This window comes from Streptomyces kunmingensis (assembly GCF_039533535.1).
GTDB classification, from domain to species: domain Bacteria; phylum Actinomycetota; class Actinomycetes; order Streptomycetales; family Streptomycetaceae; genus Streptomyces; species Streptomyces kunmingensis.
Window position 1 is genome coordinate 41,025 of the sequence record NZ_BAAATS010000017.1, and the last position, 14,744, is coordinate 55,768.

Below are 14,744 nucleotides of genomic sequence, written 5' to 3' on the forward strand. Positions count from 1 at the left end.
CGCAGTCCCTCGGAGCCTGTCGAAGACCGGCTCCTCAAGACCCCGGACCGGGCGGCCCGCGCTTCGAGCGGAGACGCGGACCTCCCGGACCGGTTGTGGGAAATGGGCCCCGGACCCGGTGGCGTCGTTAACGGCAGGGGACGGCCGGAGACGTCACGGGCCGGGGCCCGTTCACGTTCGGGTGCCACCCGAATCCCTTACGCATGTGAGAACTTGAGCTAGGAGTTGTGACTGATGGGACTGAGCGCGCGGATCCGTACGCGGGACGGCTGGGCTCTGCCGCACGCCGTCGTCACGGTGACCGACATGACCGGCGCGCAGGTGCTGCGGGCCGAGGCCGACGACGAGGGCGCCGTGCACGACGCGGCCGTCCTCACCCCCGGCCCCTACACCGTGATCGTGACCGCCGTCGGGTACGCCCCCGTGGCCTCCACCGCGCTGGTCACGGCGACCGGCCGCGCCGAGGTGGGCACGGTCGTGCTCGCCCGGCAGGGCGGCGCCGAACTGCCGCCGCCCGGGCCGTGGACCGTCGACCCGGCGCACTCCTCCGTCGCGGCGACCGCGCAGCACCTGGGCATCACCAGCGTGCACGGCCGGTTCACCGACTTCACCGCCCGCGTCGACATCGCGCAGGACGTGGAGAAGTCCCGCGTCGAGGCCGTGATCAGGGCCGCGTCCATCGACACCGGCAACGGCATGCGCGACGGCCACCTGAAGTCGCCGGACTTCCTGGACGTCGAGACGCACCCCGAGATCACCTACAAGTCCACCGCTCTGACCCCGGCCGGCCCCGACCGCTGGACCGTGCACGGCGAGCTGAGCCTGCACGGCGTCGTCCGCCAGGTCGACCTCGACCTGAGCTACCTGGGCACCGGCGCCGACCCGTGGGGCGGCACCCGGGCGGCGTTCAAGGCGACGGCCGAGCTGAAGCGCGAGGACTTCGCCATGAACTACAACCAGGTCGTGCAGGCCGGCATCGCGGCGATCGGCGCGACGCTGAAGGTGGAGCTGGACATCCAGGCGGTCCAGGGCGACGCGCTGCCGCAGGTCTGATTCTCGAGGGGGCCGGTCTCAGCCGGGGAGGCGTTCGGTGAACTCCCCCCGGCGCGGCGGCACTCCGCCGACCCGGGTCACCAGCCGGACACAGAGCTCCCGCAGCTTGACGTTCTCGTCCTGGGAGCAGCGGCGCAGCAGGCCCAGCGCGGTGTCCGCGTCGCACCGGCGCTGCGTCATCACGATGCCGATGGCCTGGTCGATGACACCCCGCGAGAGCATCGCGGCGCGCAGGTCGAGGCCGATCTCCCGCTCGTGCTCGATCCGCAGCGCGACGGCCACCGCGCCGGAGGCCTGCGCGGCGAGCCGGCGGGCGCTCTCGCGCCGGTCGACGAAGGCGTCCCGGTGGCCGGCGTAGAAGTTGAGGGCGCCGTGGACGCCGTGGTTCAGGGTGAGCGGCAGGGCCAGCATGGACCGCACACCACGCCCCCTGGCCTCGACGGGGAACGGGACCCAGCGCTGCTCGGCCCCCATGTCCGGCGCGTGCTGCTCCGTGGACTCGCGGGCCGCCGTCACGCACGGGCCGGTGTCGACCTCGTACTGGATCTGGTCGAGGCCGCTCACCAGGCCCTCGCTGGCCGCGACGGTGCGCAGCCGGTCGGCGCGGTGCAGCGTGACACTGCACGCGCCCGGCCGCACGACGTGCGCGGCGCGTTCGGTGAGTTCCTGCAGAAAACCGTCGAGGCCGTCGCTCTCGGCGAGAGCCAGGTAGAGCGCCCCGGTGTCCAGCATCTGCGGGTAGGGCATCTCCGGGCGGGGCGTCTGTAGGTAGGGGCGCTCGTTTCGTCCGGCGGGGGTCTCGGCTGGACTGTTCATTGATTACGGGTGTCCCGTAAACGGGTGCTCACGCGTCACGGGGCCGCGCCGCGGCGTCCACGTACCTCTGCGCCAGCTCCCTGAGCTTTATGTTCTGCTGCTGCGACGCCCGTACGAGATGGTCGAACGCCTCGGCCGCGTCAACCCCCTCGCGCGCCATCAGCAGTCCGGTGGCCTGCCCGATGAGGTCGCGGGTGCGCATCGCCTCGGTGAGCTGTTCCTGCACGGTGGCGGAGTCGTGCGCGACGGAGATGTGCGCGGCGAGCATCCGGCCGATGCGCAGGCTCGTCTCGTCGTGGCCGTCCGGTTTGCCGCCGAACAGCACGAGCGCCGTCAGCCGGTTCCGGTCGGTCCGCAGACGCAGCGCGAGCACGGCGCGCACCCCGAGCACGGACAGGCTCTGACCTGGTCCGTTCGTACCCGTGGTGTCCGCGAGGGTGGCGACGGGCGCGGCCCACAGCTGTTCCCGGAAGGCACGGTGGCCCGGCATCCCGGTCAGCTCCTGGGCGCTGCGCGCCACGTCGTCGCTCCAGGTGACGGAGGTGAGTACGAGGTCTCGGTCGACGGTGACGATGCCGGCGTGGTCCGCCCCCGGCACCAGGTGCACGGCAAGACGCACGGCGTTGCGCAGGGTGGCCTGGGGCCCGGTCTGCTCGTGCAGCTGCCGCGCTGCGACGGTGAGAGCCTCGGCCAGCCGGAAATCGGCAGGGGAGAACGGCACTTCGGAAAAACTGGGCGCAACCACCACGAACCTCTTCAGCGAGCATGCCCAAATAGACATGCGCGGGAGAGCTCCGCAGCACATTCCCGACTGCGAGCGCAGGACGAACCAAATTCTAGCCGTTTCCTTAAGACGACGTGGATTTGCGGAGGAGAGCGGCGGTGGGCCTCCCGTCGGTGGTCCAATGGAAGCGGGTCAGGAAGCGGCTCACCGTCCACCGTCCGACCACCAGTACCGGTCTGGCAGGTGAGCCTTGTGGCCACCCCGCTTCATCTGGCGCCCCGCGACATCGCGGACCGCACCCTCATCACGTTCCCGGCGGAGATCGATCTGAGCAACGCGCCGGTCCTGCTCGCCGAGGCATGCGCCCTGGCCGACGAGCGGGCCGGCGGGCGCACCGAGTTCATCCTCGATCTGACCCGCACCGCGTTTCTCGACTCGCAGGGTGTCCGGCTGCTGCTGGAGCTGCGCCGCTATCTGCGGCAGCGGCACGGTGCCCTCATGCGGGTGGCGGTGCCCGAGGAGGGGCCGGTGCGTCGCGTCCTGACCCTCGCGCAGACCCGGCGGGACGTGCCCGTGCACAACAGCGTGGAAGAGGCGCTGCGGGCCCGCGAGGAGTGAGCGGTTCCGGGGCCGGTGCGCGCGAGGTGTCGCCGAGCGGCTCCGGAGCCCGGTGCGGCATAGGCTGAGGCCATGGCTCCGAACATCGCGACCAACACCCGTGTCTCCCTCGACGAGTTGCTCGACTTCGTACGCCCCCGCCACCGCGCCCTCCTGATCACCGCCCGCGCCGACGGCACCCCGCAGGCCTCCCCGCTGACCTGCGGCGTCGACGACTCCGGGCGGATCGTCGTCTCCACCTACCCCGAGCGCGCCAAGACGCGTAACGCCAAGCGGAACCCGCGCGTGAGCGTGCTCGTCCTCAGCGACGAGTGGAACGGGCCCTGGGTCCAGGTCGACGGCGCCGCCGAGGTCCTCGACTCCCCCGACTCGGTCGAGCCACTGGTGGAGTACTTCCGGAACATCTCGGGCGAGCACCCGGACTGGGACGAGTACCGGGAGGCCATGCTCAAGCAGGGCAAGTCGATCATCCGCGTGACCCCCGAGAAGTGGGGCCCGATCGCCACCGGCGGCTTCCCGGCACGGCTGGCCGAGGAGAGCTGAACTCTTCCGTAAGAGGCTGTACGAGGCCGGGGTCAGGACGGAGCGGGGCCCTCGGCGGCGACCAGGGCCTCGATGCCCGCGACGAGCAGGTCGAGCGCGACCTGGAAGTCCGCGTCGCGCATCTCCTCGACCGTCTGGCCGCCCTCGACCGCGGCGACCATCTCCTCCGCCTGCCGGAAGTCCTCGGCCATCTCCTCCGGCACCCGGAACGCCGCCATCGCCTCGCGGAAGTAGTCGTCCTGGGACAGACCGGCCTCGGCGCACCGCCGCCGGAAGTGGCCCTCGATGGTCCCGTAGCCGTAGACGAACTGGAAGACGGACGCGATGGCGCCCCGCTGCCGGGTCAGGGAGAGCCCGGTGGCGGCGACGACGCGCTGGACCGCGCGCGAGAACAGCAGCGAGTTCGGCCCGATGTTGAGGTAGTTGCCCATCTGCGGCGAGATCCACGGATGCCGCACGATCACCGCCCGGTACGTGGCCGCGAGGCCGCGCAGCTGCTCCCGCCAGTCCCCGGCGTCGACGGCCTCCGGCGCCGGCACGGTCAGTTCGGCGAAGACCCGGTCGAGGGCGAGTTCGAGCAGGTCGTCCTTGGTGTCGACGTACCAGTACACGGACATCGCGGTGACGCCGAGCTCGCTCGCCAGGCGCCGCATGGAGAACTTGGCGAGCCCTTCCGCGTCGAGCAGTTTCACCGTGGCCTCGGTGATCCGGTCCCGGTCCAGGCCGCTCGGCTGCTCGCTGCGCCTGGTGCGCGGCGCCCTGACCGCGGAGTCCTCCAGCCAGACGCTCATCCGCGCTGCCTTCGTCATGGCGCACCCTCCCAGAAGTTCCTCGTTCACGGCGGGTGCGGGCGGGACTCCAGCGGAACCCGCCCGTCCGCCCTGGTCGATGCTATGTGGAAGCCACCGCCGGTGAGTCTGCCCTCTCGGCCCTGCGCAGCAACGCCGCGGCGAGCAGCCCGCCGATGAGCACCGCGACGGCCCCGACCAGCTGACTGGTCTCCAGTCCCGAGGAGAACGCGTCGGAGATCCGGGCCCGCTCCCCGGCCGAGTCCGCCGCCGCGAGCGCCGCCGGGAGCGAGGCCGCGGAGACCGGTACGAGCGCCGCGAACCGGGCGTTGAGGACCGCGCCGAGGACGGCGACGCCGAGCCCGTTGCCGAACTCCGCGAGGGTGCCGTTGACGCCCGCGCCCACGCCCGCCTTCTCCGGCGGGATCGCGCTCATGATGGCGTTGGCCATGGCCGGCATGGCGAGGGCGATCCCCGCGCCCATGATGATCAGGCCCGCCAGCAGGCCGCCGTAACTGTCCCCGCCGAGCAGGGCGATCGCCGCGAGCCCCGCCGCCAGACACGTCATCCCGGACGCGATGGTCAGCGGTGTGCCGAGCTTGGGCAGCAGGCGCGCGCCGATGCCCGTGAGGTTGAGGGCGACGACGGTGAGCGCGAGGGGCGCGGTCCGCAGACCGGCGTCCAGCGGCCCGTACCCGAGCACGAACTGGAGGTGCTGGGTGAGCAGGAAGAGCGAGCCGGCCATGCCGAAGGCGACGAGGATGGCCCCGGCCACCGCGCCCGTGAACTTCTGGTTGCGGAAGAAGTGCATGTCCAGCATCGGGTACGGGATACGCAGCTCCCACGTGACGAACGCGGCCATGACGACGACGCCGATCGCGGCCGAGGTGAGGGTGGTCGCCGAGGTCCAGCCGTCGTCGGGCCCGGAGATGATCGCGTAGACGACGCCGGTCATGCCGATCGTGGAGAGCACGGCGCCGAGCAGGTCGGGCCGCTCGCCGCGCGGGTTCTTCGACTCGGGCACGAGCGCCAGGACGGCGACGACTCCGATGACCGCGACCGGGATGTTGATGAGGAAGATCGAGCCCCACCAGAAGTGGTCGAGCATCACGCCGCCGAGCAGCGGGCCGACGGCGAACCCGAGCGAGCCGACCGTGGCCCACAGACCGATCGCCTTCACCCGCTCGCTGTCGTCGAAGACCTGCACGATGACGGCGAGAGTCGTGGTCATCAGCAGCGCGCCGCCGACGCCCATCCCCGCGCGAGCGGCGATCAACTGCCCGGTGGAGTCGGCCAGTCCCGCGACGAGCGACCCCACCCCGAACAGTACGAGGCCGGCCGCGAGCATCTTCTTGCGCCCGTACCGGTCCGCGGCGCTGCCCGCGGTGAGCAGCAGACCCGACTGCACGAGCGAGTACGCGCTGATGACCCACTGGATGTCGGACGTCGTCGCGTGCAGTTCCTTCGTCAGGGACGGGATCGCGACGTTCAGGACGGTGTTGTCGAGCAGCACGGTCAGCTGCGCGAGGCAGATGACGCCGAGGATCAGCCACCGCTGGGGATGGCTTCCCGGCGGGCTCGGCTGCTTGGTGCTCTCCGCGTTCTGGGTGGTCGTCATCACGCGTCCCCCTCTGCTTCTGTGTCTTCTTCGGCGTCTTCGCTCTACGTTCTTCTACGGTGTATGGCTGACCGTTGTTGTACAGCGTAGAGGACTGGACGTACGGCGTACAACAACTTTTCGACATACGGTTCCGGCATGCCGATGCGCACTCGAGCACTGCCTTCCATGGCCCTGTCCGCAGTCCTGCTGGGAATCGCAGCCGCGGCACCGCCGGCCGCCGCCGCGACCCGCCACCACGGTTCGGTCCCGCTCCGGATCGCCTCGTACAACGTCCATGCCGGGTCCGGCATGGACAACGTCTTCGATCTCGACCGGCAGGCGGCGGCGCTGCGGGCGCTCGACGCGGACGTGATCGGGCTCCAGGAGGTCGACGTGCACTGGGGTGCGCGCAGCCAGAGCCTGGACGTGGCACGGGAGTTGGCGGAGCGGCTGAAGATGCGGGTGTCGTTCGCGCCGATATACAGCCTCGACCCGGCGGAGGCCGGAGGTCAGCGGCGCGAGTTCGGGGTGGCGGTGCTCTCCCGCCATCCGATCCGGGCCGCCGCCAACCACGAGATCACCCGCCTGTCCACGCAGGACCCGAACCCCGTACCGGCGCCGGCACCCGGCTTCGGCGAGGTCACGCTGAAGGTGCGGGGTGTGCCGGTGCAGGTGTTCGTGACCCACCTCGACTACCGGCCCGACCCGGCGGTACGGGTGGCGCAGGTCGCGGACACCCGGCGCATCATGGCGAGCGAACGACGTGCGCTTCCGGGGGCCCGGCAGGTGTTGCTGGGCGACTTCAACGCGGCGCCGTCCGCTCCGGAACTGGGTCCGCTGTGGACCGAGTTGCGGGACTCGGGCCCGGCCGAGGGCGGCACGTACCCGGCGAGCACGCCGGTGCAGCGGATCGACTACGTGGCGGTGGGGGAGGGGATCCGCGTCCGCTCGGCATCGGTGCCGGACGAACCCACGGCGTCGGATCACCGCCCGGTGGTCGCGGAGATCGCTCTGCCGCGCTGACATCAAGCCCTTCCGGCGATACGCGTCAAGCCCCTCCGGCGATTGAGGAGCGGGGTCCGGGGCAGAGCCCCGCGTCCTTCGCTCCCTCACCGCCGGAGGGGCTCGATGCGGCCTAGCTGGGATCAACCTTTCGGCTGGGTCAGGTCATAGAACGTCGCACTCCCGGCCGTCACCTTCTCGAAGTTGTCCTCCACCCAAGACGTGATCTTGGACGCCGAACCGGAGCTCGACCCACCCATACCGCCACCGGAACCGCTCCCGATGAAGTAGTGGATCTTCCCGTCCTCGACGTACTGCTTGAACTGCGCCAGCGTCGGCGACGGATCCGTCCCGTTGAAGCCACCGATGGCCATGACGGGGTCCCCGGTGGCCAACTGGTAGCTCGCCTGGTTCTGCGAACCGATCGTGGCCGCCACCCAGGTGTAGTCCCCGGCGTTCTTCTCCAGCAGCTTCTCGGCCTTGGAGCTGACCTCGGCACCGTTGAGCAGACCGCCCATACCGCCACCGCCACCGGCTCCGCCTTCAGCCATGCCGCCGCCGGGCATGCCGCCCTGCTGGGTCTTACCGGTGCCCTGCTTCTGGCTCTGGCTCTGGCTCTGGTTCTGGCCGGGCGTCCCGCCGCCGGGGAAGCCGCCGCCCTGCTGGTTGCCGTTGCCGCCGGTCGGGGGCTGGCCCGTCTGGCCGCCCTTACTGCCAGGGCCGCCCTGGCCGCCGCCGGGGAAACCGCCCCCGCCGCCGCCCCCGGGGCCGCCCATCATGCTCGCCCCGGACGGACCGGCCGTGACGATCGACCCGGTGTGCCCGGTGTTCAGCGTGCTGATGGTGTACGCGGTCGGCGCCGCGAGGGAGGCCACGAGACCCAACCCGGCCGCGCCGAGCGCCAGTTGCCGGTTGAGGCGGCCGACGAAGGCGAGGCCGAGGCCCGCCACGAGGCCCCCGATGAGCACCGCCCAGCGCAGCCACGGCAGATAGTCCGCGGTCCGCCCGAGCAGCACGTACGCCCACACCGCCGTGACGGCGACGGAGACACCCAGTGTCGCGGAGGCCGTGACGCGCGAGCGCTCCTCCCACAGGACCGTGGCGCCCATGCCGACCAGCGCCGCGATGTAGGGGGCCAGGGCCACCGTGTAGTACTGGTGGAAGATGCCGGCCATGAAGCTGAAGACCAGGCCGGTCATGAGCAGCGCGCCACCCCACGCGAGGAACCCGGCACGCGCCGTGTCCGTCCGCTTGGCCTTCCAGGTCAGGACGACACCCGCGGCGAACAGGATCAGCGCGGCAGGGATCAGCCACGAGATCTGGCTGCCGATCTCGGAGTTGAACATCCGGCCGATGCCGGTCTCGCCCCACTGGCTGGTGCCGCCGCCCGTACCGCCACCGCCGCCTCCGCCTCCGACGGAGCCGGTCTCGTCGCCGTTGATCCGGCCGAGGCCGTTGTAGCCGAAGGTCAGTTCAAGGAACGAGTTGTTCTGAGAGCCACCGATGTACGGGCGTGAGGAGGCGGGCCACAGTTCCACGATCGCCACCCACCAGCCGCCCGCGACGATCATCGCGAGCCCGGAGAGGGCGAGCTGGCCGAGCCGCCTGCGCAGCCGGGTCGGCGCGAAGACCGCGTAGAGCAGAGCCAGCGGCGGCAGGATCAGGAAAGCCTGGAGCGTCTTGGTGAGGAACGCGAGGCCGACGGCGACACCCGCGAGGACCAGCCACTTCGTGCGGGTGTGCTCCATGGCGCGCAGGACGCAGTAGACCGTGACGGTCATGAGCAGGGCGAGCAGCGCGTCCGGGTTGTTGAACCGGAACATCAGCGCGGCGACCGGCGTCGTGGCGAACACCGCGACGGTGATCAGGCCCGCTGCGGCACTGAACCTGCGGCGGACGGCCCCGTAGAGGACACCGGCCGTGGCGAGGGCCATCAGGACCTCGGGGACGAGGATCGCCCAGGAGTTCAGGCCGAAGAGACGGACGGACAGGGCCATCGGCCAGAGCGCGGCCGGGGGCTTGTCGACGGTAATGGCGTTGGCCGCGTCGGACGAGCCGAAGAACATCGCCTTCCAGCTCTCGCTGCCCGCCTGGACGGCCGCCGAGTAGAAGGAGTTGGCGTAGCCGGAGGCCGACAGGTCCCAGAGGTAGGCGAGGCCGACGACGAGCAGCAGGCCGAGGAACGCGGGGCGCACCCAGCGCGCGTCCTCGGGCCGGCCCCGCCAGACGCGCCGGACGAAACGGTCCTTCGGGCGGCCGTGGCCCGAGCCGGTGGGAGGTGCCGCGCCGGCGTCGTCGTACGGGCGGATGTCTGTGGTCATCTCTGTGGTCATCGGGGATTCCTGGGTTCGGGGTCGGACGTGCGCGAGCCCGCCATGGGCACCCGCACGGTGGCGTCCCAGGCCTGCGGAACCTGAGGGGACGGGGACGGGGACGAAGACGGGGAGGGGGCCGGGGACTGGTACGAGGGCTGCGTCGTGGCCGTGGCCGCCTGGTCGGGGAAGACCCAGGCGCGGAAGAGCAGGAAGCGCAGCACGGTCGCCGCGAGGTTGGCGGCGATGAGGACGGCCAGTTCGGCGGAGTGCGCGGGTTCGCCGGACGCCGCGTTGAGCGCGGCGAGGGAACCGCTGGTCAGCGCGAGTCCGATGCCGAAGACGACGAGGCCCTGGGCCTGGTGCCGGACGGCCCGGTCGCGGCCGCGCACCCCGAAGGTCAGACGCCGGTTGGCGGCGGTGTTGGCGACCGCGGAGACGAGCAGCGCGAGCGCGTTGGCGACCTGCGCCCCCGAGAACGTACGGAAGCCGGAGTAGAGCAGGAGGTAGAGCAGCGTCGACAGGCCGCCGACGACGCAGAAGCCGACGAGCTGGCGGGCCAGGCCCTTGGGCACGCCCGGAAGCTGCCGGTCGCGTGGGTCGTCGCCGAAGGGGCGGGCGAGGCGGTCGAGGGCGAGCGAGCCGGTGGCGAGGGCCTTGCCGACGCGCCAGACGCCCTTCAGGTCCTCGGTCGCCGTCCTGACGATGTGCACGGTCGAGTTCGGGTCGTCGACCCAGTCGACGGGCACTTCGTGGATACGCAGTCCCGCGCGTTCGGCGAGCACCAGCATCTCCGTGTCGAAGAACCAGCCGGTGTCCTCGACCAACGGCAGCAGCACCTGCGCCACATCACGCCGGATCGCCTTGAAGCCGCACTGGGCGTCGGAGAACCGCGCTTGCAGGGAACCGCGCAGGATCAGGTTGTAGGCGCGCGAGATGAACTCGCGCTTCGGCCCGCGCACCACCCGCGAGCTGCGGGCGAGCCGGGAGCCGATCGCCAGGTCCGAGTGGCCGGAGATGAGGGGGGCGACGAGCGGCAGCAGCGCGTTCAGATCGGTGGACAGGTCCACGTCCATATACGCGAGGACCGGCGCGTCGGACGCCGACCACACGGTACGCAGCGCGCGCCCGCGCCCCTTCTGCTCGAGGCGGAAGTACTGGACCTCGGGCAGGTCCGCGGTCAGCCGGCCGGCCTCCTGGGGCGTGCTGTCCGTGGACGCGTTGTCCGCGATGGTGATGCGGAAGCGGTAGGGGAAGGTGCGGACCAGGTGGTCGTGGAGCCTGCGGACGCAGGCGCCGAGGTCCTTCTCCTCGTTGTAGACGGGGATGACGACGTCGAGGATCGGGACGTCGCCGCTGCCCGCGGGGAGGTGCTCCCGCGCGGGCAGCGCCCCGAACCTCGCGGCGGTGGGGCCGAGGCCCTCGCCGGTGAGACCGAGGCCCTCGCCGGTGGGGCCGAGGCTTTCAGAAGAGTCGGTTCGCATGCCATCGACATTCGCCAACTGCCCTGTTAGCGCTGTGTGGTGACGCTATGCCCTGCCTGTGAGTACATGACGGGTTCGTGGCGGAGTTCGTGGCGGGGCCCGGGGTGGGGTTCCGCATGGGCAGGCAGATGCACGGTGAACACGGTCCTGCCGGGCACGCTGTCGACGGTCACGGCGCCGCCGTGCGCGGCCGCGACGGCCTGCACGATGGCGAGCCCGAGCCCCGTGGAGCCCGCCTTGCGCGACCTCGACGAGTCGCCGCGCGCGAACCTCTCGAAGACGCGCGGCAGCAGCTCGGCGGGGATACCGGGCCCGTCGTCCTGTACGTCGAGACAGACCCAGGGCCCGTGCCGGTGCACGCGCGCGGTGACGGTGGTGCCCGGCGGCGTGTGCGTACGGGCGTTGGCCAGCAGGTTGACGAGAACCTGGTGCAGGCGCGCGGAGTCGGCGAGCACGGTCGCCGGTTCATCGGGCAGTTCGAGGCGCCAAGCATGGCTCTGACCTGCGACGCGGGCGTCACTGAGCGCGTCGATGACGAGCGGCGACACATCCGTCGGCTCGTACGACAGGGGCCGGCCGGCATCGAGCCGGGCCAGCAGCAACAGGTCCTCGACCAGGCCGGTCATCCGGTGGGCCTCGGACTCGATACGGCCGAGCGCGTGCCGGGTGTCGGGCCCGGTCTCCTCGCGTCCGCGCCGGGTCAGCTCGGCGTAGCCCCGGATGGAGGCGAGCGGCGTACGCAGCTCATGGCTGGCGTCCGCGACGAACTGCCGTACCCGCGTCTCGCTCTGCTGCCGCGCCTGGAGCGCGCCGTGCACATGGTCGAGCATCCGGTTGAGCGCGGCGCCCACCTGCCCGACCTCGGTACGCGGATCGGCCTCGGCGTCCGGCACCCGCTCGTAGAGGGTGACTTCGCCGCTGTGGAGGGGGAGTTCGGAGACGCGGGTCGCTGTCGCCGCGACCCGGCGGAGGGGGCGCAGGGCTACGCCGACCATGACGGCGCCGGTCACTCCGGCGGCGAGGAGGCCCGCGCCGGTGACGCTCAGTTCTATGACGATGAGGGTGTTGAGGGTGGACTCGACGTCGTCGGCGGGGAGGCCGACGAGCAGAGTGCCGTCACCGGACGACTGGACGCGGTAGTCCCCGAGGCCGGGCAGGCTGACGCTGTGCGCCCGGCCGTCGCGGGGGACGGTGGCGAGCGCTTCTTCCTGGGAGGTGGTCAGGTCGGCGGTGCGGGTGAGGGAATCGCGGTCGGTGGTGGAACGCTGCGCGTCGGTGAACGAGCCATCGGCGCCGACCAGCGCGCCCACGGTGTTCCCGCCGCCGGGGCCCGGCAGGCCCAGGAACGACAGGTCGTTCTCGCGTGCACCCCCGCCAGGCTGCCGGTTCTCACCGGGGCCACCCCCGGCCATGCGCACGACCTGGTCGACTTTGCCGTCCAACTGGTCGTACAGATACGAGTGCAGAGCCAGCGTCGTCACCGTCCCGATCACCACGCTGACCAGCGCGATCAGCCCGACCGCGGTGACGACGAGCCGGGTCCGCAGCGTCCGGGCGCGGCCCCGCTTCACGAAACCGTCGTGGCCGCGGGCTTGATCAGGTATCCGGCCCCGCGCCGCGTGTGAATCATCGGTTCCCGCCCCGCGTCGATCTTCCGCCGCAGATACGAGATGTACAGCTCGACGACGTTGGCCTGGCCGCCGAAGTCGTAGGACCAGACCCGGTCCAGGATCTGCGCCTTGCTGAGCACGCGCCGCGGATTGCGCATCAGGAAGCGCAGCAGCTCGAACTCGGTCGCGGTCAGATGGATGTTGGCCCCGCCGCGCGACACCTCGTGGCTGTCCTCGTCGAGCATCAGATCGCCGACGACCAGCACGGACTCGCTTCGACGGTCGGCCGCCCCGGTCCTGCGGATCAGCCCCCGCAGCCGCGCGACGACCTCCTCCAGGCTGAACGGCTTGGTGACGTAGTCGTCGCCGCCGGCCGTCAGACCGGCGATCCGGTCCTCGACGGCGTCCTTGGCGGTCAGGAAGAGCACCGGCACGTCGGGCAGCTCGCGGCGGAGCCGGCCGAGCACGCTCAGCCCGTCCATGTCGGGCAGCATCATGTCGAGCACGACGGCGTCGGGCCGGAAATCGCGCGCGGTCTGCATGGCCCCGGCCCCGTCACCGGCGGCACGGATCTGCCAGCCTTCGTAACGCAGGGCCATGGACAACAGCTCGGTGATGGACTGCTCGTCGTCCACGACAAGCACCCGGACGGGGCTCCCGTCCGGCCTCAGCAGTTCGGTACGCCCCTGGGGCGAGGTCGTCGTCATACTGCAACCCTGCGACCCGCCTCTGAGAACACCCTTTCCCGAACCTGTGAATTCCCTGAGAAACGCACAGGCGCCTCTCAGCCGGGCCCTTGTGCATGACAGGCCACGGTCTCTCACCGGAGAAACAACGCCGCCCCGTTCCCATGACACACCCCACGCACCCACTCGCTCCCGAGCCCCAGCCGCTCGACCGCCTCCAGCTGATGCACGTACGGGTACGGAATATTGGGAAAGTCGCTGCCCAGCAGCACCCTCTCCCCGAGCTCGACGAGGCGACCCAGCTCCTCCCTCGGGAACGGCGCCTGCCGCTCGCTGAAGTCGGTGAACGCCATCGTCGTGTCGAGCCGCACCTCCCCGTACCGCTCGGCCAGGTCCAGGAAATCGGTGTACTCCGGCATGCCCATGTGGGCGACGACGAGCGGCAGCCGCGGATGCCGCGCGAGCAGCCGCGCGATCGGCTCCGGGCCGGTGAACTTGCCCGGCGCCGGCCCCGAACCGCAGTGCGTCACGACCGGCACCCCGGCCTCGGCGAGCAGCCCCCAGACGGGATCGAGCAGCGGATCGTTCGGGTCGTAGGCCCCCACCTGCACATGCGCCTTGAAGACCCGCGCCCCGGCTTCGACCGCCCGCCGCACATACGTCTCCACGCCCGGCTCCGGATAGAAGGTGGCGGTGTGCAGACAGTCGGGCGTCCGCGCGGCGAAGTCGGCGGCCCACCCGTTCAGCCACTCCGCCATTCCCGCCTTGTGCGGATACAGCATGGAGGTGAACGCGACGACCCCGAACTCCCGCAGCCTGGCCAGCCGTCGGCTCTCCTCCTCCCGGTACGTGATCGGCCACTCGGTCCCCACGAGCGGCCCGGCCGCGTCGAAGTACGCCCACACCTTGCGCAACACCCGCTCGGGCATGAAATGCGTGTGTACGTCGACGAGGCCGGGCAGCCCGTGCCTGGCGAGAAACCCGGCGACGAGCGCGGCCTCGTCCTGCCCCTGCCTCTGCGCCTGCCCCTGCCCCTGTCCCTGCGCCAGCTCCGGCTCCTGGTCAGGCACGGGTGAAACCGTGGCTGCGCTCGACCTTGGCGACATGCACCGTGTACCCCTCGTACCACTCGGCCCGGCCCTGCTTCTGCGCCGACCGGTGCTCGCCGGCGGCCCGCCACCGCTCGATGGCGTCGACGTCCCGGAAGTACGAGACGGTGATGCCGAGCCCGCCGGGCGTCCGCGCCGACTCGTGCCCGAGGTACCCGGGGATCTCCCGCACCAACTCGTCCATGCGCTCGGCGGTCTCCCCGTACCCCAGATCGCCCGGGGTCCGCACGGAGCTGAACACCACGACGTAGTAGGGCAGTTCAAAGGCGGGCAACGGCTGCCCCGCGGACACCTCGACGTGATCACTCATGCCCCCACGGTCACCCGTGCCCCGCGCCCTGTCCACCCTGCCGCCGGTTCCTTGCCGTACGGGAGGGGAGACTTGACCCTCCGGTCGGC

At 71.3% G+C, this 14,744-nt stretch carries 14 protein-coding genes; 4 read left to right on the plus strand and 10 right to left on the minus strand.

Annotated features, from left to right (window positions below; genetic code table 11):
• Nucleotides 1–234 precede the first annotated feature (234 nt).
• A complete protein-coding gene (locus ABD366_RS19615; RefSeq protein WP_324766563.1) occupies nucleotides 235–1,053 on the plus strand; it encodes a YceI family protein in 819 nt (272 codons plus the stop codon).
• Nucleotides 1,054–1,071: 18 nt separating this feature from the next.
• On the opposite strand, the gene ABD366_RS19620 is transcribed toward ABD366_RS19615, so the two are convergent.
• On the minus strand, nucleotides 1,072–1,869 hold the full coding sequence (locus ABD366_RS19620) for a GAF and ANTAR domain-containing protein (RefSeq protein WP_324766562.1): 798 nt from the start codon (nucleotides 1,867–1,869) through the stop codon (nucleotides 1,072–1,074).
• 28 nt (nucleotides 1,870–1,897) lie between these two features.
• Nucleotides 1,898–2,590, minus strand: a complete 693-nt coding sequence (locus tag ABD366_RS19625; protein ID WP_324766561.1) for an ANTAR domain-containing protein — start codon at nucleotides 2,588–2,590, stop codon at nucleotides 1,898–1,900.
• Nucleotides 2,591–2,845: 255 nt separating this feature from the next.
• Between ABD366_RS19625 and ABD366_RS19630 the strand changes: the two genes are divergently transcribed.
• On the plus strand, nucleotides 2,846–3,211 hold the full coding sequence (locus ABD366_RS19630) for an STAS domain-containing protein (RefSeq protein ID WP_324766560.1): 366 nt from the start codon (nucleotides 2,846–2,848) through the stop codon (nucleotides 3,209–3,211).
• A gap of 72 nt (nucleotides 3,212–3,283) precedes the next feature.
• A complete protein-coding gene (locus ABD366_RS19635) occupies nucleotides 3,284–3,754 on the plus strand; it encodes a PPOX class F420-dependent oxidoreductase (protein WP_324766559.1) in 471 nt (156 codons plus the stop codon).
• A 32-nt stretch (nucleotides 3,755–3,786) separates the two neighbouring features.
• Here the strand turns inward: ABD366_RS19635 and ABD366_RS19640 are convergent, their stop codons facing one another.
• Complete coding sequence (locus tag ABD366_RS19640) at nucleotides 3,787–4,563, minus strand: TetR/AcrR family transcriptional regulator (RefSeq protein WP_324766558.1); 777 nt, start codon at nucleotides 4,561–4,563, stop codon at nucleotides 3,787–3,789.
• A gap of 82 nt (nucleotides 4,564–4,645) precedes the next feature.
• The gene (locus ABD366_RS19645; protein WP_324766557.1) at nucleotides 4,646–6,160 is read right to left on the minus strand and encodes an MFS transporter; all 1,515 of its coding nucleotides are present in this window, start codon (nucleotides 6,158–6,160) and stop codon (nucleotides 4,646–4,648) included.
• A 138-nt stretch (nucleotides 6,161–6,298) separates the two neighbouring features.
• Between ABD366_RS19645 and ABD366_RS19650 the strand changes: the two genes are divergently transcribed.
• Nucleotides 6,299–7,165, plus strand: a complete 867-nt coding sequence (locus ABD366_RS19650; RefSeq protein WP_324766556.1) for an endonuclease/exonuclease/phosphatase family protein — start codon at nucleotides 6,299–6,301, stop codon at nucleotides 7,163–7,165.
• A gap of 122 nt (nucleotides 7,166–7,287) precedes the next feature.
• Here the strand turns inward: ABD366_RS19650 and ABD366_RS19655 are convergent, their stop codons facing one another.
• The 6 genes from ABD366_RS19655 to ABD366_RS19680 form a co-directional block, all read right to left on the minus strand.
• A complete protein-coding gene (locus tag ABD366_RS19655; protein ID WP_411293625.1) occupies nucleotides 7,288–9,477 on the minus strand; it encodes an ArnT family glycosyltransferase in 2,190 nt (729 codons plus the stop codon).
• Nucleotides 9,474–10,940, minus strand: a complete 1,467-nt coding sequence (locus ABD366_RS19660; protein WP_324766555.1) for a bifunctional glycosyltransferase family 2/GtrA family protein — start codon at nucleotides 10,938–10,940, stop codon at nucleotides 9,474–9,476. Before ABD366_RS19660 ends, ABD366_RS19655 begins: the two co-directional genes overlap by 4 nt.
• Before the next feature lie 26 nt (nucleotides 10,941–10,966).
• Nucleotides 10,967–12,511, minus strand: coding sequence for a sensor histidine kinase (locus tag ABD366_RS19665; RefSeq protein ID WP_324766554.1), 1,545 nt, complete (start codon nucleotides 12,509–12,511; stop codon nucleotides 10,967–10,969).
• On the minus strand, nucleotides 12,508–13,257 hold the full coding sequence (locus ABD366_RS19670; protein WP_324766553.1) for a response regulator transcription factor: 750 nt from the start codon (nucleotides 13,255–13,257) through the stop codon (nucleotides 12,508–12,510). The genes ABD366_RS19665 and ABD366_RS19670 overlap by 4 nt, the downstream gene beginning before the upstream one ends.
• Before the next feature lie 113 nt (nucleotides 13,258–13,370).
• A complete protein-coding gene (locus ABD366_RS19675; protein WP_411293624.1) occupies nucleotides 13,371–14,342 on the minus strand; it encodes an amidohydrolase family protein in 972 nt (323 codons plus the stop codon).
• A complete protein-coding gene (locus ABD366_RS19680) occupies nucleotides 14,299–14,655 on the minus strand; it encodes an antibiotic biosynthesis monooxygenase family protein (protein WP_324766551.1) in 357 nt (118 codons plus the stop codon). The genes ABD366_RS19675 and ABD366_RS19680 overlap by 44 nt, the downstream gene beginning before the upstream one ends.
• Nucleotides 14,656–14,744 lie beyond the last annotated feature (89 nt).

Bases quoted from the DNA above. Each gene is read 5' to 3' on its own strand.
- ABD366_RS19615 (WP_324766563.1), top strand. From the start codon at position 235: ATGGGACTGAGCGCGCGGATCCGTACGCGGGACGGCTGGGCTCTGCCG.
- ABD366_RS19620 (WP_324766562.1), bottom strand. From the start codon at position 1,869: ATGAACAGTCCAGCCGAGACCCCCGCCGGACGAAACGAGCGCCCCTAC.
- ABD366_RS19635 (WP_324766559.1), top strand. From the start codon at position 3,284: ATGGCTCCGAACATCGCGACCAACACCCGTGTCTCCCTCGACGAGTTG.
- ABD366_RS19640 (WP_324766558.1), bottom strand. From the start codon at position 4,563: ATGACGAAGGCAGCGCGGATGAGCGTCTGGCTGGAGGACTCCGCGGTC.
- ABD366_RS19645 (WP_324766557.1), bottom strand. From the start codon at position 6,160: ATGACGACCACCCAGAACGCGGAGAGCACCAAGCAGCCGAGCCCGCCG.
- ABD366_RS19650 (WP_324766556.1), top strand. From the start codon at position 6,299: ATGCCGATGCGCACTCGAGCACTGCCTTCCATGGCCCTGTCCGCAGTC.
- ABD366_RS19655 (WP_411293625.1), bottom strand. From the start codon at position 9,477: ATGACCACAGAGATGACCACAGACATCCGCCCGTACGACGACGCCGGC.
- ABD366_RS19660 (WP_324766555.1), bottom strand. From the start codon at position 10,940: ATGCGAACCGACTCTTCTGAAAGCCTCGGCCCCACCGGCGAGGGCCTC.
- ABD366_RS19670 (WP_324766553.1), bottom strand. From the start codon at position 13,257: ATGACGACGACCTCGCCCCAGGGGCGTACCGAACTGCTGAGGCCGGAC.
- ABD366_RS19675 (WP_411293624.1), bottom strand. From the start codon at position 14,342: ATGTCGCCAAGGTCGAGCGCAGCCACGGTTTCACCCGTGCCTGACCAG.
- ABD366_RS19680 (WP_324766551.1), bottom strand. From the start codon at position 14,655: ATGAGTGATCACGTCGAGGTGTCCGCGGGGCAGCCGTTGCCCGCCTTT.